Origin of the sequence: Acinetobacter ihumii, from assembly GCF_900625095.1 — a bacterium.
Classification (GTDB): Bacteria; Pseudomonadota; Gammaproteobacteria; order Pseudomonadales; family Moraxellaceae; genus Acinetobacter; species Acinetobacter ihumii.
Genome location: NZ_LR130760.1, coordinates 2872500 through 2892721, shown reverse-complemented (window position 1 = coordinate 2892721; position 20222 = coordinate 2872500). Strand labels below are relative to the sequence as shown.

Genomic DNA, 20222 nt, shown 5'->3' with positions numbered 1-20222 from the left:
TTTTTATGTAGGAAGATTACTTTTTCTTTTTCGGTCCAAGTAACATCCCCATTTGACGACCTTCCATCTTTGGTGCTTGTTCTACTACACCAAAATCCGTCACGTCTGCTTCGATTTTTTGCAATTGCGCCAAACCAAGCTGTTGATGTGCCATTTCACGACCACGGAAACGTAATGTGATTTTAACTTTGTTGCCTTCTTCAAGGAACTTTAAAATCGCACGTAATTTCACTTGGTAATCACCTACATCCGTTGCTGGACGTAGTTTGATTTCTTTGACCTGTACTTGATGCTGTTTTTTCTTGGCATCTTTTTGCTTTTGCTTTAAATCAAACAAGTGCTTGTTGTAATCCATGATTTTACAAACTGGCGGTTCAGCATTCGCCACAATTTCGACAAGATCAAGTTCAACGTCTTCAGCTGCTTTTAAAGCCTCTGCCAAGGTTACAATACCTTTTTGCTCACCATCCGCAGCGACAAGACGGACTTCTTTAGCTCGAATCTCGTCATTGATTGCTGGACGATTACTTTTAGCAGGTTGTTGTTGGTTACGGTCAGGCTGTTTAATCTTTCTTACTCCACAATGTACCGGCCGCGTTCGGCGACGGCAGAATTTACTAGGTCAATAAATGCATCAATTGACATAGTCCCTAAATTTTTTCCTGAGCGAGTACGAACATTCACAGTTCCCTCTTCAACCTCACGATCACCTAAGACCAAAAGGTAAGGAATACGCTCAAGTGTACGCTCACGAATCTTAAAGCCGATTTTCTCATTTCTCAAGTCAGAAATCGCTCGAAGACCATTTTGTTTAAGTTTTGCGACTACTTGTTCACAAGCTTCGGCTTGTGAATCAGTAATGTTCATGACACAGGCTTGGACTGGTGACAACCAAGGTGGCATAAAACCCGCATAGTGTTCAATAAGTATACCAATAAAACGCTCAAAACTGCCAAGTATTGCGCGGTGCAACATCACAGGATGATCACGCTCATTGTCTTCAGTTACAAATGAAGCATCTAGTCGTTCTGGCATATTCGGATCACACTGAATGGTTCCACATTGCCATACGCGGCCCAAACAGTCTTTCAATGAAAATTCAATTTTCGGACCATAAAATGCGCCTTCACCTGGTTGTAATTCCCAAGGTAAACCAGCAGCATCTAACGCATCAGCCAATGCTTTTTCAGATACATCCCACATTTCTTCACTACCTACACGTTTTTCTGGACGTGTTGACAGCTTCATTTGAATATCTTCAAAGCCAAAGTCTTTATAAACATCTAAAGTCAGCTTGATAAATTGAGCAACTTCATCTGCAATTTGATCTTTAGTACAGAAAATATGACCATCATCTTGTGTAAAGCCACGTACACGCATAATACCGTGAAGTGAACCCGATGGTTCATTACGATGGCACGAACCAAACTCAGCAAAACGAATTGGTAATTCTTTGTACGATTTGAGGCCTTGGTTAAACACTTGAATATGACATGGACAATTCATCGGTTTAACTGCATATTCGCGACTTTCCGAATGTGTAGTAAACATATTATCTGCGTAATTGTCCGCATGACCCGATTTTTTCCACAAACTAATATCCACAACTTGTGGTGTTTTTAGCTCTTGGTAACCATGAGTACGTTGTACTTGACGCATATGTTGTTCAAGAACTTGATACATGGTCCAGCCATTTGGATGCCAAAACACCATACCTGGTGCTTCTTCTTGCATATGGAACAAATCAAGTGCTTTACCAATTTTACGGTGGTCACGTTTTTCAGCTTCTTCTATGCGTTTGATATATGCCACAAGCTCTTTTTTATCTGCCCACGCTGTACCATAAATCCGTTGTAACTGCTCATTTTTAGCATCACCGCGCCAGTACGCACCTGAAATTTTAGTCAGCTTGAAGTTTTTCAGAAAACGGGTATTTGGCACATGAGGACCACGGCACATGTCCACATATTCCTGATGATAATACAGCCCCATGGCTGTTTCGTCAGGCATATCATCAATCAAACGTAATTTATACGTTTCACCCCGAGATTGAAATTCTTTGATCACTTCGGCACGCGGTGTCATTTTTTTAATGACATCATAGTCCTGATCAATCAATTGTTTCATACGCGCTTCAATCGCAGCCATGTCATCTAAGGTAAATGGCTTTGGACTAAAGATATCGTAATAAAATCCTTCCTCAATCACTGGCCCAATCACCATTTGCACCTCAGGGAACAATTGCTTAACCGCATGTCCCACCAAGTGCGCACAAGAATGGCGAATGATTTCAACGCCCTCTGGATCTTTCGGCGTAATGATTTGTAAGGTGGCGTCTTCAGTGATGAGATCACATGCATCTACAAGGCGATCGTTGACACGACCCGCAACGGTATTTTTAGCAAGTCCAGGCCCTATACTTTGGGCAACTTGCATAACAGAAACAGCTTGATCAAATGATTTTTGATCGCCATTTGGCAATGTGATAATTGGCATAAGAAAATCCTTAAGGAGTGATGCCCCGCACAATGGAGCATATCACCGCGAGATTATGATCGAGGAAAACCTCAAAAGATAAAAACGGTGGGTAATAAATAAAAAAGTGAGCACAAATTTTACACGCGTTTGCGTTGAGATAAAACAACTGAATCAACAAAAAAACAGATTTTGACAGAATCAATTCTGCCACAGTGATATATGGGCAAAATACTGTGTTTTCAAGTGGTTTAACATCGTCTTTTATCAACATATGTACTTACATAATTACGACTAAAGCCTAAATGATTTGATCGAATGAAAGCCATATCTTTTGATCAAGCACAATTAAAAAATAATGACATGGAGTCAATCACGATGAATGCTTATGATGAGCTAGCCAAAAACGCCGCCAATTTTGTCGCGCTTTCGCCTTTGCGTTATCTTGAACGCGCCGCTTATATTTACCCTGATCAGGCAGCCATCATTCATGGCGAACGCACAATTTCATGGAAACAGACTTATCAACGCTGTTGTCAGTTTGCCCATCAATTACAACAATTAGGTATCCAGAAGAACGATACAGTTTCAGTCTTACTGCCGAATATTCCTGCCATGATTGAAGCACATTTTGCGGTGCCTATGGCTGGCGCAGTATTAAATACATTGAATACACGTCTGGACGCAAAAACATTGGCTTTTATGCTGGAACATGCCGAGACTAAAGTGTTACTGGTTGATCCTGAATTTGCTGCGGTTGCTCAGGAAGCGTTGGCACTGGTTCCACAGCGGATTGATGTGATTGATGTTGCAGATACCGAATATGAGCCTGAACTCTGCAATCCAATTGGTCAAATTGAATATGAAACATGGCTCAGTCAAGGCAATCCAGATTTTGTATGGTCACTGCCAAATGATGAATGGGATGCGATTAGCCTGAACTATACCTCGGGTACGACAGGTAACCCTAAAGGTGTGGTCTATCATCACCGTGGGGCTTATCTGAATGCAGCCAGCAATATTATTGCCTGCGGTATGACGCCACGCGCCCGTTATTTATGGACATTGCCGCTGTTTCACTGTAATGGCTGGTGTTTTGCATGGACTGTTGCAGCCAATGGCGGCACCAATGTCTGTCTGCGCAAAGTTGATCCTGAGCGGGTGTTTCAACTGATTGCCCAACATCAAGTCGATTATTTCTGTGGTGCGCCAATCGTATTATCGATGTTAATCAATACCCCTAAAGACAAACAAGTTCATTTTGATCATCGGGTTGAAGTGATGGTGGCAGGTGCCGCCCCACCTGCGGCGATTATTGAAGGAATGCGTCATATAGGCATCAATGTCACACATGTGTATGGACTGACTGAAACCTATGGCCCTTCTGCACTTTGTGCTTCACAAGCGGGCTGGAATGATCTTTCAATTCAGGAACAAGCCCAGTTACATTCACGTCAGGGAGTGCCTTATCCCTTACAGGACAGTATGCGCGTGCTAGACCCTGAAACGATGCAGCCCGTACCCGCTGATGGAGAAACGCTCGGAGAAATTATGTTCCGTGGCAATATTGTGATGAAGGGTTATTTAAAAAATCCTCAAGCCACAGAAGAAGCTTTTGCTGGCGGCTGGTTTCATAGCGGAGATTTAGCGGTATGCCAAGCAGATGGTTACGCCAAAATTACTGATCGCGCCAAAGATGTGATTATTTCTGGTGGCGAAAATATTTCATCTCTTGAAGTAGAAGAAGTGCTCTACCGACATCCTGCGGTGATGACCGCTGCAGTTGTAGCAAAACCCGACTTACGCTGGCAAGAAGTGCCCTGCGCTTTTATTGAATTAAAACAGGATGCTTTGGTCACAGTCGAAGAATTAATTCAACATTGTCAGCAAGAGTTGGCTCGTTTTAAAGTTCCCAAAGATATTGTGATTACCGAAATTCCAAAAACCTCGACCGGTAAATTACAAAAATTTATTTTACGGGATTGGGCCAAAGAACGTGCCACACGTGAATTGAGTTAATCAAAAAAATGCCAGTCGAAGTGTAGCTTGACTGGCATTATGTAAGATGTGTTTCGATAAAAATTGAATCAATTATCAGATAATAACGCCACTTGTTGCACATAGTTAAAAAATTTTAACTTGGATGCTGCCAGTTCTTCTTCACCTAATGCTTGGGTCAGATCTCGTTGAATACGCAATACATGTTGACGTAAGGTATGACGTTCTGAGGCATTATGAAGTTTACTAAATTCGTTAATGGCAGGGTCACCCTGTTCGATCATACGATCGACCCAACGCTGTAACTGCGCCTGTTTTTTCAGCCCCTGTTGTGGAGTCAAATAAGACAAAATTACGCTTTCGTCTTCGTTACGTAATAATTTACCCACTCGCTGAAACTGACGACGACGGGCTTCAAAAGAGGTAATTGTTTGTGCATCCAGCAATGCATCAATTAAACGTTCATCAACGGGTAATTTTTGAATTTGCTTTGCCGAAAGTTCAGCCAGTTGTTCACCGAGTGCAGCCATACGCTGAACAGCTTTCTTCTGTTCGGTTTTACTTGCACGTCCTTCTAAAGATTCAAAATCTTCTTCACTGAAACGTTTATTTGGACGACGTGCCACGATTAATCTGCCTCATAAAATTTTGCTGCGAACAATGCCTTAATTTCGTCTTGTGCCTTTTCTTCATCAGCACCATCAAGCACCAGACGCAAAGTTGTTCCTTTGCCTGCACCTAGCATCAGTAAAGACATGATATTTTTGGCATCAACCAGTTTATCGCCTTTACCGATTTGAATCGAAGAACGAAATTTTGTGGTGACCTCAATCAATTTCCCTGATGCACGGGCGTGTAGACCAAGTTTATTAATTACATCAACTGTAGTGTCAATCATGACCAGTGCTTCATTTCTCTATGTAAAACCTGAACCGACCATTTTGCCTCAAGTGCCTTTTTTAGTCTATCCACAATGTAAACTGAACGATGTTGTCCACCTGTGCATCCGATCGAAATGGTCATGTAGTGACGATGCCCTTCTGCAAAAACGGGTAGCCATTTATCCAAAAACTGATAGACATCATTGAACATGTCATTGGTTTGCTGGCTCGACTCTAAAAACTGCTGTACTGGCGCATCTAGCCCAGAAAATTTACGCAGTTCTAAATCCCAGTGTGGATTCGGCAAATGACGTACATCAAACACATAATCGGCATCGAGCGGGATGCCATGTTTATAACCAAAAGACTGTAAAATCAGGATGAGTTTATCTGACTGTCCCAATTTTGACAGTAATGTATGCTTTAAGTCATGCACACTTTTATCAGTGGTATCAATATGTACCGTTGAACGAAACTGAATCGGAAGCAATAGTTGCTTTTCTTCCTGAATGCATTCATTCAAACTTTTAAAACGACTGGCCAGTGGATGTGGTCGACGCGATGCACTAAAGCGTGCAATCAGCTCCTGATCCTGTGTAGTCAAATAAATGACATCGACTGAACCATGACGCTGCAACTGTTCAAAGACCTGATCAAATTCCTGTAAATCTGCACGCGTACTTCGAACATCCACCCCAAGTGCCAGTTGTTCCAGATTATTTTCATGATCGAGTTTAGATACAATTTCTGGCAGCAATGCCAAAGGCAGGTTATCAATACAGTAATAGCCCAGATCTTCCAACACCTGCAATGCAGAGGATTTTCCTGATCCAGATTGCCCTGTGACGATAAGAATACGCTTCATGGCATGACTGTCCTTTTTATATTATGTCTTGAGTTGAATCTGTAAATTATCAATGAGACGGGTATTTCCCAGTTTCGCTGCAATAAACAGAACCAGATCATGATCAAAGACATTGATCGGTTGTAAATCAGGCTGACGCGCTTCTACATAGTCCACAACGAGTCCAGCATCGCTGAGTTGTGCTTTGATATTTTGCAATACCTCTGACAAGGCCACACCTGCATGCAAATCTTTTTCGGCCTGTTTGAGAGACTGAAAAATGACAGGAGCAGTTTGACGTTGTTCTTGCGTCAAATAGCCATTACGCGAGCTGAGCGCGAGACCATCTGTGTCACGCGCAATCGGGACACCAATAATTTCGATCGGCATATTGAGATCTTTGACCAATTGACGAATAACCGCCAATTGTTGATAGTCTTTTTGACCAAAAAATGCAAAATGTGGCTGAACAATGTTAAATAGTTTCGTCACCACCACCGCCACACCATCAAAGTGACCTGGACGAGACTGACCACACAAATCCTGAGTAATGCCACCCACACTAATATTGGTCAAGCGTGGTTGTTTACCGTACATTTGATCTACCGTGGGTGCAAAAATAATGTCACACCCGACATCTGCCAATAAATGGCTGTCTTGCTCCAATGTCCGCGGATAGCTTTCAAAATCCTCACCTTCACCAAACTGGATAGGATTGACAAAAATACTCACTACTACCACATCACAGAGTTTTTTGGCTTCACGTACCAGATTCAAATGCCCCTGATGCAAATTGCCCATGGTTGGGACAAAGCCAATCGTTTTGCGAGCAGCACGAGCAGATTGTAAAGAAGCACTCAGCCCTTGTATTGTTGTTTCTGTTTTCATGAGTTACAGCTCAACCTGAAATGTATGCTCTGGTGCAGGAAAAGATTGATCCTGCACTGCTAAGTGGTAAGCTTTAAAGGCATCCACAATGGCGGTCTCGCCTGCCTGTTCTTTCATAAAATTACGCACAAATCGTGCCATACGCCCAAAAGTCAAACCCAGCATATCCTGTACCACCAAGACTTGACCATCCGTTTGATGACCTGCGCCAATCCCAATCACGGGGGTATGCGGAAATAATTCAGCAATTTCCTGACCTAACTGTGCAGGAACGCATTCCAACAATAACATCGCAGCCCCAGCCTCAACCACCGCAGTACAGTCTGCAATTAACTGATCCGCGGCTTCACGTGTTCTGGCTTGCAATTTATAACCACCAAATACATGTACCGATTGTGGCGTTAATCCCAAGTGTACACATACTGGAATACCATTTTGTGTCAATACACGTACAGATTCACTCAACCATGCTCCACCCTCGATTTTGATCATTTGCGCGCCTGCTTGCATGACCTTTTTGGCGTTGTGCAAAGCATCATTCAAGGTCGCATAGCTCATGAAAGGCAAATCAGTCATGATCAGCGCATGCTGATTTCCACGGCGTACAGCTGCAGTGTGATAAGCCATGTCTTCGACCGTTACAGGCAAAGTAGAGTCATGACCCTGTATTGCCATTCCCAGAGAATCACCAATCAAGATGGTATCAATCTCGGCAAGCTCCATCGCTTTTGCCATGCTTGCATCGTAACAAGTCAGACAGGAAAACTTGCGTCCTTCGGCTTTAAACTTTCTTAAGTCACTTAGACTAATCATCATGATGTCCTCTATCAACGTCACGTCAAATGACGTTATTTTTCAACCCAGTGCTTATCGTCAATCACAGTCAATGTGGATGCTTGGCTCCATTTTAAATCCCGAAGCCATTGATCACGAACCTTCAAATTACTCTCAATATCCAATAAAGGGAGCACGACAAAATCACGCTCAAGCAGACCAATGTGAGGCACGTTCAAACGTTCATTTTCAATAGATTGATCGGCATAGAGCAATACATCCAGATCGAGTGTACGCTCCCCCCAACGACGTAATCGCACACGTCCAGCCTCTTGTTCAAAACGCTGTAGTTGATCGAGTAAATCTAAAGGCTGAAGTGTCGTGACCAATTGCACAACGGCATTGTAATAGTGTGGCTGATCCTGTGGGCCCATCGGGGGACTACGATACAGTCTGGAAACTTGAATTGGACCAAGTTCTGCAAGTTTATGAGCCGCTTCACGCAGAATCTGGACAGAATCTCCTAAATTACTGCCCATGCCGATGTAGGTCACAACACTCATTGCGTCGGTCCAAAAATTACTTTACTTAAATCTCGATTGACCCGTTTACGTTTCATAATCGGATGATCTGAATTGATCTGTTCAGCAGAAGCCGAAGCAGAAGCTCGACCAGCGTCTTTTTGACGAGGTTGCTCTCGACGGGAACGGCGACTACGAGGTTCTGGCACATCAACCAAGGGTTCGATTTCAGTCGAAATCTCTTTTGGCTCATTCACTTCAGCATTTTGTTTGCGACGTGTTTTGGCGCGTTGCCGATTATATTGGCTAATGGCTGCTTCTTTTTGATCAACCGAAAGTGATTGATACTGATCCCACCACTGTCCCATGCCTTGTGTAGAGTCGTCTCCTGACTTTTCGCGTAGCAATAAAAAGTCAAAACCTGCACGAAAACGCGCATGCCCCGCCAATGCTTCAATTTGTTGTGGTTTAGGATTGAGCAGACGGACCTGCATTTCCCATACTTCACGAATAAAAGTTTCAGCAAAACGTGGAATGACGGTACGAGTAGCCTGACGCTTGAGCACATCTAAACCTGCTTGCGCACGAGCCTCAGCAGGAATAACCCCTTTATTTAAATAAAAATCACAACGTTCCAAAAAAGGCTTCCACAATAACACTGCATAGAAAAATGCAGGATTGATAGTTTTACCAATCTGAATGCGCTGATCGGTATTTTTAGCCGCGCGCTCAATAAACTGGCTAATCTCTGGTTTAATATCCGCAAATAATTGTTTCCAGATGTCAAACTCGATGAGCATCGGCAAAACTCGCGCCAGATGTCCCATGGTAAATAACTTTTGCGATTCGTCATATAAACGGTGTGGAGAGACATCACGTAATAGCTGTGTCATATCCACATCAAAAATTTTTAAAATCGCAGGATCAATATCAAAATTCAGTTTGGCGGCAAAACGTAAAGTACGCAGCATGCGTACTGGGTCTTCCTCAAAACGCTGTTTCGGGTCACCCAATAAACGCAATGTTTTGTGATGAATATCTGAGATGGCATCACAAAAATCCAGCACAATGCCTTTACGTGGTTGATAGTACAAAGCATTGATTGAAAAATCACGTCGTGCAAAATCCTGCTCAATACTTCCCCAATTATTATCACGCAGAATCATGCCTGAGGTGCTGGTCACTGCTTTTTTGGGAGGAGCACGAAATGTCGCAACTTCAATCAGTTCACGTCCAGAGTAGACATGTGCCAGCTCAAAACGTCGTCCAATAATACGACAACGTCGTCCGAAAACTTCTTTGACCTGAGCAGGTGTGGCATTGGTCACGGCATCAAAATCCTTTGGATTAAGGCCTAACATCAGATCCCGCACTCCACCACCGACAATATAAGCCTCATAACCTGCTTTGGTGAGACTATCGATCACATCTAAGATTGAAGAAGGAAGCTGCGTGGTAGATAAACCACATTTTGACGCGCGCAAGGTTTGCAAAAGACGCTGTCTCCTACGTCTGGACGTAAATGATAAGATGCGCTAATCATATCTCTAAGCAGACCAAAGGGCAATTTGATTCTCTCAATGATTAGGCACTTAGCCACTAAATTTCGCTGAAATTGTAGGTTTACAAACTCAGATTTGACCTGTTTTTTTCAATAAATTTTGGTCCAATGCCTTTAATATTTAGCAAATCATTCATGTTTTTAAACTGCCCATTCTGGTTTCGATACTCTACAATAGCCTGTGCCTTTTTCTCACCAATACCATGCAATTGCTGAAGTTCCAGTACAGAAGCTTTATTGATATTCACCTTCTGGCCCGCATTTTTTGAAGTGCTGTTTTGTGACGATGTTTGAGCCGATGCTAAACTAGGCTTGCCCAAATAATGATTTGCCGAAGCTGATGCATTTAAGCGTTGATCATGTGATTGTTGCTGTGCTTTCCATGTCAAATAGGATTGATCAAACTGCTGTGCAAAGAGCACACTTGAACATGATGACAATACGATGATCTGAATCAATTTAAGTAAAAGTTGCTGTGTTTGTTGTACCCAAAACATATTATAAAGACCTAGATTCTAATTGTTGTTTCGCTTGATCCCAAAGTGCATCCATTTCTTGTAGACTCATGTCTTCTAAATTTTTTTGTTGTAAAGTCGCTTGTTGCTCTATATAAGCAAAACGTTGTCTAAACTTAAAAATCGTCGCCAATAGTGCGGATTCACTGGAAAGCCCAAGTTTACGTCCAACATTCACCAGAGAAAATAGGCAATCTCCAAATTCCTCATGTATTTCATCGGATTGTTGCGATTGTAATGCTTGTTCAAATTCTGCAAGTTCTTCTTTTAATTTGCCATACGAATCTTCAACTGTTTCAAAATCGAAGCCCAATTGCGCCGCTTTTTTTTGAATGTCCTGCGCCTGATTTAGAGCTGGACCATGTTTGAGGTCGTCTAAGCGCGATTGCGGTTTGCCCTGTTTTTCTTGCTGCTTGATCTGTTGCCAAAGTTCGCTCACCTGATCCGGATTTAACGCTGAAAACTGTTCAGCCTGAAACACATGCGGATGCCGACGAATCAATTTTTCACTAATCGCATTTACCACATCATGAAAATCAAAAGCACCTTGCTCGCTATACATTTGTGACTGAAAAACCACTTGTAAAAGCAGATCGCCTAGTTCATCGCGAATCTCATCCAAATGACCTTCACGCACAGCGGCCTCCACTTCATAAGCTTCTTCAATCGCATATTGAGTCAAAGTTGAAGGCGTTTGCTCACGATCCCACGGACATTTTTCACGTAACTCACGCATGATATTCAGTAGTTGTTGCATGTCTAAATCCTCTACAGCTTATCGTGGTCAATTTATTTCAAAAGCAGATTTGTTATGATCTGAACAGTGAGCGCTAACACTCATATGATCATTCAATCAAGCATCTTTTAACAAAAAAAAATGAGAAAAATATGGCTCAAAGTATCCTGATTACAGGCGCAGCTCAAGGGATTGGCGCAGAAATTGCGAGAACTTTTTATCAGCATGGTTATCTGGTCGGAATTTTTGATATCAATGAAATCCAGAGTCAAAAACTGGCCAAAGGGTTAGGTTCACGTGCTTTTGCAGGTTATCTGGATGTGAGTGACTACGATCACTGGCAACATGCCTTAAAACAGTTTGTACAATGGGCAGGAGAACTCAATATTTTGGTGAATAATGCTGGCATCCTCTACTCAGGCGCATTTGAACATACCAATATTCAAACGCATCACCGCACCATTGATATTAATGTCAAAGGTGTACTAAACGGCTGTCATGCTGCCTTACCTTATCTTAAACAAACGGGCTTTGCGCGAATTATTAACTTGTCATCGGCTTCTGCCATTTATGGTCAAGCAGACTTAAGCTCTTATTCAGCCAGTAAGTTTGCAGTACGCGGGCTGACTGAAGCCTTGGATGTGGAATGGCAAAAATATGGCATTCGAGTGCTGGATGTCATGCCACTTTTTGTACAAACCACCATGGTTAAAAATATGGATGCAGCGAGCATTCAAAATATGGGCGTAAATCTCAGCCCGTCTGATGTTGCTAAACAGGTTCTCAAACTTGCGCAACAACAAGATCATTTTTTTCGCGCCACCCATACAGCGATTGGTTTAAAAACCAAAGTTTTGTATCAATTATCGAATATCAGTCCACAATTTTTAAATCGCTTAAGTAACCTGATGATTAGTCGAAGAAAAAAATGAATCAATATCATAAATGCTTTACTTTTATCACGCAGTCTATGTTTTAGGCAGAAGCAGGATTATTTGCTATAGTGATGTTATAGCCATGAGTCGCCTTCTGTTATGCATTTTAATTCACGTTATCCTGAACTCAACCAGAAACTTTATCACCAACAAGCACCTGTCCCACTGAAAGGTGCTGCGGCAGGACATTTTAATGTCGAACTGGCTGATGATTTACAGTGGTCTGAACAGGATAAACAGCAATGGGTTGAGATCTGTAGTGGACAAAAAACCTTTACAGAATTTTCACCCTTAGCAATGGTCTATGCAGGACATCAATTTGGACAATGGGCAGGTCAACTGGGTGATGGTCGAGGCTTATTAATTGCTCAGGTTTTAAATCGCTCAGGACAAACCATCGACTTACACTTGAAAGGTGCAGGACTGACGCCTTATTCAAGAATGGGCGATGGCCGTGCAGTATTGCGCTCGGTGATTCGTGAATATTTGGCAGGACACGCTTTAAATAGTCTGGGTATTGCATCAAGTAATGCTGTGGGTTTTACGACATCCGGTCAAGGGGTACAACGTGAAAAACTGGAACAAGGCGCAATGTTGTTACGCAGTTCCGATTGCCACATTCGTTTAGGTCATTTTGAGTGGATCAATCAATACGCGCCTGAACTGCTCGCAGAATTTACCCAAAAATGTATCGAATGGCATTATCCAGAAGCTTTACAAGCTGAACAACCGATTCTGGCTTTTGCAGAAGGCGTGATTAAAAACACCGCCAAAATGATCGCGCAATGGCAATTGATCGGGTTTGCACATGGGGTGATGAATACCGACAATTTAAACATTACAGGTTCTACCTTGGATTTTGGCCCTTATGGCTTTATGGAACGCTTTCGTCCCAATTGGATCAACAATCATTCAGATCACCAAGGTCGTTATGCTTATCAAAACCAACCGAGCATCGCACATTGGAACTTATGGATGTGGCTGAATCATCTGATTCCGCTCGCACAGCCAGAAGATAAAGAAAGCTTTAAAAAACAACTCGCTGATTGTTTGGAACATTTTGAACCGACTTTTTTAGCAGCCTATACCCAAGGCTTATGTCAAAAAATGGGTCTGCCAGATTTTCATAAGGATAGCTTTGACTGCGGCATGGCTTTTTTGCGTATCTTGCAAACTGAGCAACTGGATTACACTCAGAGTTTTCTACACCTGCAACATCAGCAATACCAAGCCCTTCGCGATGATTGTCTGGATATTCGTCAGTTTGATGCGTTTTTACACCTTTATCAAAGCATTCGCGAGCATCAAGACCTTGAATTACTCGATGCCCAAATGCAACAGGTCAATCCCGTTTATATTCTCAGAAATCATATGGCACAAAAAGCCATCGAACTTGCTGAACGTGGCGATTTGAGTGAAGTTGAACGCTTATTCGCTTTACTGCGCCACCCATTTAAGCCACAGCCAGAATTGGAACGACCTGAAGATTTAGCCCCACTTCCAAGCGATGTACCCGAAGTAATGGTCAGTTGCTCGTCATAGTTACCATTGATATTGTGCATATACCAAAGCGCCCATTCGATGGGCCTGATTGGTATTCAAATCATCCGTGAGGTATTTAAGCCCAATGTTTTGGTGCTGAAATGAAACCCCATAAGCATGTGATTGCGGTTCAAAATGAATCCCCAACGTCCCCAACTCAAAACGATAATAACCATTCAATTGATATAAAGTTATATATTCATTGGATAATGTGGAGATACCCGCTTTCCATAATGATGCTTCTGGCGCATAGTTAATTTCAGTGCTAATGGTACAAGGCAATCTTTGCGTGTACTTCTGTTTGGTACCTAATTGGCCACGAATATCAAATCTTGGACGATTATCCTGATCATAACGAAGTTCATATTGGGTATAAGGTGCATTATCCCAATACAGATAGCCGACCAAATCCTCAGCAGAAAGATTTATATCAATCCGATCAAACATTCGACCTGATAACGCAAAATCTAATGCATAACCATATCCACGATTTGCCTGTGGGTCCCAACCCATATTTTCTTCTTTGAGCGCTGGCCGATCATAACTGTAGTTGAGCGATCCATTTAACCACTCCACACGATCAAACAACTCTTGCATCTGGGTAGTTTGTCCAGTTCCCTGAAAATACCCATCAACATAATGTCGACCAATTAATGCTGTAAGTCCCGAACTCAGTATCCAATCTGCATTGATCGACCAATCATAAGCAAATCGAGTACCCACCGCATCGATATGCTGTGCCTTTAAGTCAAGGTTATAGTGCTGATTTGAATCAATAAGTTGATCATTTTGAATTTGATGATAAAGTTTTGCCATATCCTGACTAAAATTTAAAACATAGTCATAACGCCAAACCCAAGCATAATTCCAAGAGCCTTGTTGTAAGCCAAGCTGCATTTTCCCATGAGCAAATGCATTGTTGCCCGATTTCAAATTTGGATCTTTCCAATCATCCAAAAATGAATGGATCGAAATCGGTTGACTATATAAATCAGCTTTAACCCGATATTCGATTTGTTGCGGCTGGGCATAAACACAGCTTGGTAAAAGAGCCAAAAAACAAACAATTTTTTTCATAATCAACAAATAAAAAAGGTGGCTAATAATCGCCACCTTGAGTTAAATATTATGGTGCAATGGTAATAATGGAATTATCACTGAATTTTGCATTGTATACAGAGCCAGAAGTTTTAGATAATGTTCCATAACTTTGACTACCTACCATAATATCTGTTGAGGCAAAATTTTTCAGATTAGGGGTTGATACAAAAGCACCATTTTTATGTTTAATCGTTGCCCCAATGGTTGGTTTATCCTTATCGAGATCAGATGAAATAAATTGAATATTTAATGCATTTCCATCTACATCAATATCCGCAGTTGCATTACCTGACTCATATTTATTTCTTAATGCATCAATTTTCAAACTAAATGGAGTTTGTTTAGCTTTTGCTTGCAAGTTTCCTTTTAAAGCAACTTCCACGGAAAGATTTAAGAAATTATTTAGGGATTCTTTATTACCAGTTATATCAATGTTCTTAGTTAAATCATTATTTAATTTAATAGTTGCATCAATGCCTAAGTTGTCCTTATCATTTAATGTAGCTGTTCCTTTAAGTTTTACTTGATAAGGTACAAGACCTACAAAAGCATCGCCATTATTAATAAAGTTTGCTGCTTTTGCTTCACCTGATAACTCTGCCAAAGTTGCTACAAAATTATCATTTGTCTTCAGCGTGATGTTACTTAATTCAAGCTTTGCCGATGTAGGGACTTCATCATCCGTACGAACGTCCATGATTTTAGAAGATGCATATGTTATAGAAGCCGTAGAGTTACCATTAAAACTGAGGGTCGCTTCTTTTTGCTTAGCATTAATCGTATGAATACTGCCGCCCTGCTGAAGATTAAAACGATAACTTGTAGCTGATGTATTGGTCACAGGAACAGTTAAAACCAAATCCTTGACATCCATAGTCATCTTGTCAGCATAAATCGGAGTTGGACTTTGCCCATTATTAGGAAAATTATAGCCAACCCAACGCTCAAACTCAGTGGATCCGCGAATGGTAATTGTTGAGCCTCTGACCTGAATCGAAAGGGTGTTGTTACTGAGCTTATAATCTGGCGTATAATCAGCATGAGTATTATAAAGTGCTGCAACTTGTTCAGAATTATAATCCCGATTACTTCCTTTTGCGTCGTCGTGTGCCAATTCAGCCAGAATAAGAACTAAATTACTTCCATCTTCAATATCAGTACTCACTTGAGCAACCGCATCAATAGATGGTTCATAGGTTTTTTGAATATCTTCAAAACTATCGTAATAAGAAATAATGGTATTGGCTGTTGTAATGAGCTGTTTTGCTTTATCTAAATCGCTCATTGTATTGGTTGATTCTGAACCACCATTTGGTGAACCAGAAGAAGTTGATGAGTCTCCACCACCACCGCCACATGCAGCAAGTAAAGAAGTCAGAGCAATAACAAGTACAGTTTTTTTGAATATCATGATTTTTCCATTTTTATACTTACACAAAGCAAACAGAATTTACATAAAACATGTGATTTTTACAATGGCTTAAGCAGACAAATCTGTCTTTTATTCAATAGAAAATGGCAAATGCCATTAAAATGATTTTTCTAGTACGCAGAATTAGATTAGGCTATTTAGTCATTGATTGATATTTTTGCGCGTACAGTTATCCCCATTTTCTGTGGATAACATTGTGATTATCCACAGGATAAACACAATACGATAAATTAATTTAAACCATTGAATCTATAATGATTAAAATTCAACCAAGAACAAATCTAAATTTATAAGGATGCAAATGAAAGCAGAACACATACAAAAACTGGCGATAAAAATTGCACTTGAACAAGCTGAAACTGAGTTGTCTCACCCCTTTGGTCCAGAGTGCAATGTGATTAAAGTCTTTGACAAAGTGTTTTTATTAACAGGCGAAGTCAATCGACAAAAGTTTATTAACGTCAAAATTGAGCCTGATTATGCTGAAGAACTGAAAGAATTGTATCCCTCAATTACATCAGGCTATCACATGAATAAAAAACACTGGATTTCGATTTTTGAAGGGCAAAATATTGATCAAGAGCTGATTGAAGATTTAGTAAAAGCTTCGTATGCGCTGGTTATCACTAAATTGAATAAAGCACAAAAAATGCGTTTAAAGCTTTTGTCTGAATAAATCACTCGTTCTTCAATAAAATATATGTCTACCAACTTTTTTTTAACGGCAAAAAACATTTCTCAAGTCATTCGTAAAATACTGTTCTAATAAAGAAAGTTCACGATCCTTATGCCAAGTTAATAAAATAGGAAGGATAGCAGCATGTGGGAACGGAGGTAATTGTCGAAACTCGGCCCCAATATTTTTATCTTCTACCATATGTTTTGGCAAAAAACCAATTCCAATTCCATTTTTTATAAAACGTATCACTTCGTCTATATTGTTGGTGGTGACCAATAATTTGTTATTTCTAATTACTATTTCTCTTATCTCATGGAGCGGAGAGAGTGGATCGTTTAACTGCTCACTCTGAAAAGAAATAAAACCATGCCCTCTAATCTGATCAATCGCTTGAATATCCTGTTGATAAAGAGGATGCTTTCGACTACAAAAAAGCGCATATTTTTGATTAATCAAAGTATGATAATTTAGTTTTGGATGCATCTCACGACTAATACAAATACCTAATGCAGGAATTTTCTGCAATAAAAGTTGCTGAATTTCCTTACTTCTTAAAACATCCACCTGAAAATCGACCAAAGGATATTTTTCATGAAAATCATGTAAAACCTGATCATAACGAGATGATTCAATTCGGCTAAGAACTAAAAGTTTAATCGTTCCAGACAAACTATTCTTTTCAGTATTTAAACGATCTTCATAATCAATTAACTGATTATAAATGACTAAACTGGCTTCAAAGACAATTTCACCTGTTGGCGTCAGATAAAACTTCCCTCCTGTGCGAATAATAAGCACTTCCCCAATCTGCTCTTCAAGGCGCTTTAAACTTTGACTAATTGCAGACTGAGTTAAAAATAGCTTCATGGCAGCTTTATTTAAGCTGCCTTCTTGTACAATAACGCGAAAAATACGTAACAATGACCAATTGCATTTTTCTAGCAATATATTTGACTTCATTAAAACATATTTCCCTATTTTGAATTAAATTTCAAAAGCTATTTACTCAAGTTCAACCAACACTTGTTGCTGATTTTGCTCATGTTGAGAAGCAGGATGAATACCAAATCCTTTCAAAAAACTTTTAAAGTTCTCACCTAACTTTTCGATACAGTATCCTCCTTCTATCAAGCTAATGGTCGGAACACCAATTGATTTAATTTTTTCAGCAACCTGTGCAAATCCTGCTGTACTGACCGAACATTTTGCTTGTGGATCATCCACATAGATATCAAAGCCCATGACATGAATAACAATATCAGGCTGATACGTTTGAACATAATCGACAGCCTGATCTAAAAACTTAAAAAAGGTTTCTTCTGAGCTTCCATGTGGCATTGGAAAATTTTTATTGTAGCCATATCCAGATCCTGTGCCATATTCATCAGCAAAACCTGCGACTACTGGATAAAAATTGGTTGGATCGCCATGCACTGAAACATACAATACATCAGAGCGATCATAAAATATTTCCTGAATTCCTTGTCCATGGTGCATATCTGTATCAATAATAGCAATTCGTTTAAAATGTTGTCTTAAATATTGTGCAATTACAGCAGCGTTGTTGATATAACAAAATCCTCCCGCACCATCTTTACGGGCGTGATGGCCTGCTGGGCGTGTTAAACCAATAATACACTGTTCCTTTTGGCTAAGAAGTGCATCTGCACAAGATAAAGCCGTTTGTGCCGACCAATAAGTAGATGTCCATGTATGCTGACCAATAGGCGCACTCCCATCTGCCAAATACTTTGCTGCTTTCGCAAGCACACCAATTTCCCGATTATTTTCCCGTATAAATACATTGGAAAGTACTTCATCGCCCCAGTCTTCAGGTAACTGTTTCCATTCGCTATAAGCATTTTTTAAAAAGTCGATATAGCCTAGTGTGTGAACATCCAATAGAGGTTTAGTACCAAAATCTTTTGCTGTTTTCACAGTCAATGATAGCTGTTCAATGGCTTTAAGCAGTTCGTGCATGCGCTCAGGCTTTTCTTGAGGCTGACGCATTTTCCCTCTTGAATAATAACTTTGTGGACAATGTTTTAACTGTTCAGGATGAAAGAAAATTTGCATGGGTAATCCTTTTTTGTTTATTAACCAGCTCGAGCAAGCTTATATTGCTGATCAAACTTTAATATGCTGTTTAAAAGAACATCTGCACCTTGTTCAGCCTGTAAGGATGTTATCTTTTCAGCTTCGTTATGACTCAAACCACCCTCACAAGGTACAAAAATCATGGTCGTTGGACAGTGCTTGGCTAAGTTGATGGCATCATGACCAGCACCACTGACCATTCTTTGAGAACTAAAACCTAAATCTTCAACCGTAGACTGCACTGTTTGCACACAGCCTGCATCAAAATAAGTTGCTGGACTATGCCAGTGCTGTTGACTTGTGGCATTTAAATGGCGTTGAGCTGCAATTTGCTGTAAGAGTTTCAAAACCTGCTGCTGCATGTTTTGTATTTGCGTATCTTCTGGATGTCTTAAATCGATTGTCCACTGAGTTTTTGCAGGAATGGTATTTCTGGATGAATTTTGAATTGAAATTTCTCCAAAGGTAATTAAGCCTTCAGGAAAGTCCTGTAAAACCATTTTCTCTAAAGCAATCATCATCTCTGCAGTTCCAAGCATAGGATCATGACGCATTGCCATTGGGGTAGTGCCAGCATGTGCCGCTTTACCTGAGACTTCGACATCCAGCCAAATAATCGCCTGTCCTCCGGTCACTACACCAATTTCTTTTTGGTTTTGTTCAAGTACAGGTCCTTGCTCAATATGTAGCTCATAATACGCCTGAAAATGACGCTGCAATGGTATTTGACCTGACTGCTCTGTACGTATCAATTCACTTTCGACACTCAAACCATCTTTGTCTGTGGTTTTAAGTACCTGATCTAAATTTAAAATATTTGTAAATACACCTGATCCCATCATTGCTGGAGTAAAACGTGCACCTTCTTCATTCATCCATACCACCAGTTCAATGGGATGATGCGTCAAGGTTTGTGTCTCATGCAAACATCTTAAAACCTCTAAACCAGCCAAAACGCCGTAAATACCATCAAAACGTCCACCTTTAGGTTGAGTATCCAAATGACTACCCATCACAATAGGTGCTAAATCTGTATGAACACCATGTTTTGATAAATACAGGTTTCCTATTGCATCGTAGCTCACTTTAAAATCTAGTTCAGAAGCCCATTCGATTAACAGATGACGACCTGCAAGATCCTGATCGGTCAATGCAAGTCTAGTATTACCGCCCTGTTCAGTCGCACCAATTTTTGCCATCTCCATTAATGAATTCCATAATCGCTTTCCATTCGTTTTCATCT

20 protein-coding genes are annotated in these 20222 nt (G+C 40.7%); 4 read left to right on the top strand and 16 right to left on the bottom strand.

The window, feature by feature from the left end:
• Positions 1 to 16 precede the first annotated feature (16 nt).
• Together infC and thrS are read right to left on the bottom strand one after the other, a co-directional pair.
• Complete coding sequence (gene infC, locus E0D95_RS13605) at positions 17 to 568, bottom strand: translation initiation factor IF-3 (RefSeq protein WP_130804474.1); 552 nt, start codon at positions 566 to 568, stop codon at positions 17 to 19.
• A gap of 5 nt (positions 569 to 573) precedes the next feature.
• Positions 574 to 2496, bottom strand: coding sequence for a threonine--tRNA ligase (gene thrS, locus E0D95_RS13600; RefSeq protein WP_130804472.1), 1923 nt, complete (start codon positions 2494 to 2496; stop codon positions 574 to 576).
• A gap of 357 nt (positions 2497 to 2853) precedes the next feature.
• Between thrS and E0D95_RS13595 the strand changes: the two genes are divergently transcribed.
• Positions 2854 to 4494, top strand: a complete 1641-nt coding sequence (locus E0D95_RS13595) for an acyl-CoA synthetase (protein ID WP_130804911.1) — start codon at positions 2854 to 2856, stop codon at positions 4492 to 4494.
• Positions 4495 to 4562: 68 nt separating this feature from the next.
• Here E0D95_RS13595 and yjgA read toward each other — a convergent pair whose 3' ends face one another.
• From yjgA to mazG, 9 genes are all read right to left on the bottom strand, one after another.
• Positions 4563 to 5099: a ribosome biogenesis factor YjgA gene (gene yjgA / locus E0D95_RS13590; protein WP_130804470.1), complete on the bottom strand. Its 537-nt coding sequence runs from the start codon at positions 5097 to 5099 to the stop codon at positions 4563 to 4565.
• A gap of 2 nt (positions 5100 to 5101) precedes the next feature.
• Positions 5102 to 5371, bottom strand: a complete 270-nt coding sequence (locus E0D95_RS13585; RefSeq protein ID WP_130804468.1) for an HPr family phosphocarrier protein — start codon at positions 5369 to 5371, stop codon at positions 5102 to 5104.
• Positions 5368 to 6219 (bottom strand): RNase adapter RapZ, encoded by an 852-nt coding sequence (gene rapZ, locus E0D95_RS13580; RefSeq protein WP_130804466.1) that lies wholly within the window; start codon positions 6217 to 6219, stop codon positions 5368 to 5370. The genes E0D95_RS13585 and rapZ overlap by 4 nt, the downstream gene beginning before the upstream one ends.
• Before the next feature lie 21 nt (positions 6220 to 6240).
• The gene (gene panC, locus E0D95_RS13575) at positions 6241 to 7086 is read right to left on the bottom strand and encodes a pantoate--beta-alanine ligase (protein WP_130804464.1); all 846 of its coding nucleotides are present in this window, start codon (positions 7084 to 7086) and stop codon (positions 6241 to 6243) included.
• A gap of 3 nt (positions 7087 to 7089) precedes the next feature.
• On the bottom strand, positions 7090 to 7899 hold the full coding sequence (gene panB / locus E0D95_RS13570) for a 3-methyl-2-oxobutanoate hydroxymethyltransferase (RefSeq protein ID WP_130804910.1): 810 nt from the start codon (positions 7897 to 7899) through the stop codon (positions 7090 to 7092).
• A gap of 35 nt (positions 7900 to 7934) precedes the next feature.
• Positions 7935 to 8423 carry a 2-amino-4-hydroxy-6-hydroxymethyldihydropteridine diphosphokinase gene (gene folK, locus E0D95_RS13565; protein ID WP_130804462.1) on the bottom strand — a complete coding sequence of 163 codons (489 nt, stop codon included), beginning with the start codon at positions 8421 to 8423 and terminating at the stop codon, positions 7935 to 7937.
• Positions 8420 to 9874 carry a polynucleotide adenylyltransferase PcnB gene (gene pcnB, locus E0D95_RS13560; protein ID WP_130804461.1) on the bottom strand — a complete coding sequence of 485 codons (1455 nt, stop codon included), beginning with the start codon at positions 9872 to 9874 and terminating at the stop codon, positions 8420 to 8422. The genes folK and pcnB overlap by 4 nt, the downstream gene beginning before the upstream one ends.
• A 130-nt stretch (positions 9875 to 10004) precedes the next feature.
• Complete coding sequence (locus E0D95_RS13555; protein ID WP_130804460.1) at positions 10005 to 10439, bottom strand: ComEA family DNA-binding protein; 435 nt, start codon at positions 10437 to 10439, stop codon at positions 10005 to 10007.
• 1 nt (position 10440) lies between these two features.
• A complete protein-coding gene (gene mazG, locus E0D95_RS13550; RefSeq protein ID WP_130804459.1) occupies positions 10441 to 11214 on the bottom strand; it encodes a nucleoside triphosphate pyrophosphohydrolase in 774 nt (257 codons plus the stop codon).
• Positions 11215 to 11345: 131 nt separating this feature from the next.
• Between mazG and E0D95_RS13545 the strand changes: the two genes are divergently transcribed.
• Together E0D95_RS13545 and E0D95_RS13540 are read left to right on the top strand one after the other, a co-directional pair.
• Entirely contained in the window at positions 11346 to 12125 is a 780-nt protein-coding gene (locus tag E0D95_RS13545) for an SDR family oxidoreductase (RefSeq protein WP_130804457.1), read from the top strand.
• Positions 12126 to 12227: 102 nt separating this feature from the next.
• Entirely contained in the window at positions 12228 to 13670 is a 1443-nt protein-coding gene (locus tag E0D95_RS13540) for a protein adenylyltransferase SelO (protein WP_130804455.1), read from the top strand.
• Here the strand turns inward: E0D95_RS13540 and E0D95_RS15885 are convergent, their stop codons facing one another.
• Positions 13671 to 14747: a hypothetical protein gene (locus tag E0D95_RS15885; RefSeq protein ID WP_228258864.1), complete on the bottom strand. Its 1077-nt coding sequence runs from the start codon at positions 14745 to 14747 to the stop codon at positions 13671 to 13673.
• 49 nt (positions 14748 to 14796) lie between these two features.
• Positions 14797 to 16182 (bottom strand): hypothetical protein, encoded by a 1386-nt coding sequence (locus E0D95_RS13530; RefSeq protein WP_130804453.1) that lies wholly within the window; start codon positions 16180 to 16182, stop codon positions 14797 to 14799.
• 322 nt (positions 16183 to 16504) lie between these two features.
• On the opposite strand from E0D95_RS13530, the gene E0D95_RS13525 reads away from it, so the two are divergent.
• Complete coding sequence (locus E0D95_RS13525) at positions 16505 to 16879, top strand: MmcQ/YjbR family DNA-binding protein (RefSeq protein WP_130804451.1); 375 nt, start codon at positions 16505 to 16507, stop codon at positions 16877 to 16879.
• Positions 16880 to 16921: 42 nt separating this feature from the next.
• On the opposite strand, the gene E0D95_RS13520 is transcribed toward E0D95_RS13525, so the two are convergent.
• From E0D95_RS13520 to E0D95_RS13510, 3 genes are read right to left on the bottom strand one after another with little or no spacing between them, the layout of a single operon-like run.
• Positions 16922 to 17842: a LysR family transcriptional regulator gene (locus tag E0D95_RS13520; protein ID WP_130804449.1), complete on the bottom strand. Its 921-nt coding sequence runs from the start codon at positions 17840 to 17842 to the stop codon at positions 16922 to 16924.
• A gap of 42 nt (positions 17843 to 17884) precedes the next feature.
• Entirely contained in the window at positions 17885 to 18958 is a 1074-nt protein-coding gene (locus tag E0D95_RS13515) for a histone deacetylase family protein (protein ID WP_130804447.1), read from the bottom strand.
• A 20-nt stretch (positions 18959 to 18978) separates the two neighbouring features.
• Positions 18979 to 20220 carry a Zn-dependent hydrolase gene (locus tag E0D95_RS13510; RefSeq protein ID WP_130804445.1) on the bottom strand — a complete coding sequence of 414 codons (1242 nt, stop codon included), beginning with the start codon at positions 20218 to 20220 and terminating at the stop codon, positions 18979 to 18981.
• Positions 20221 to 20222 lie beyond the last annotated feature (2 nt).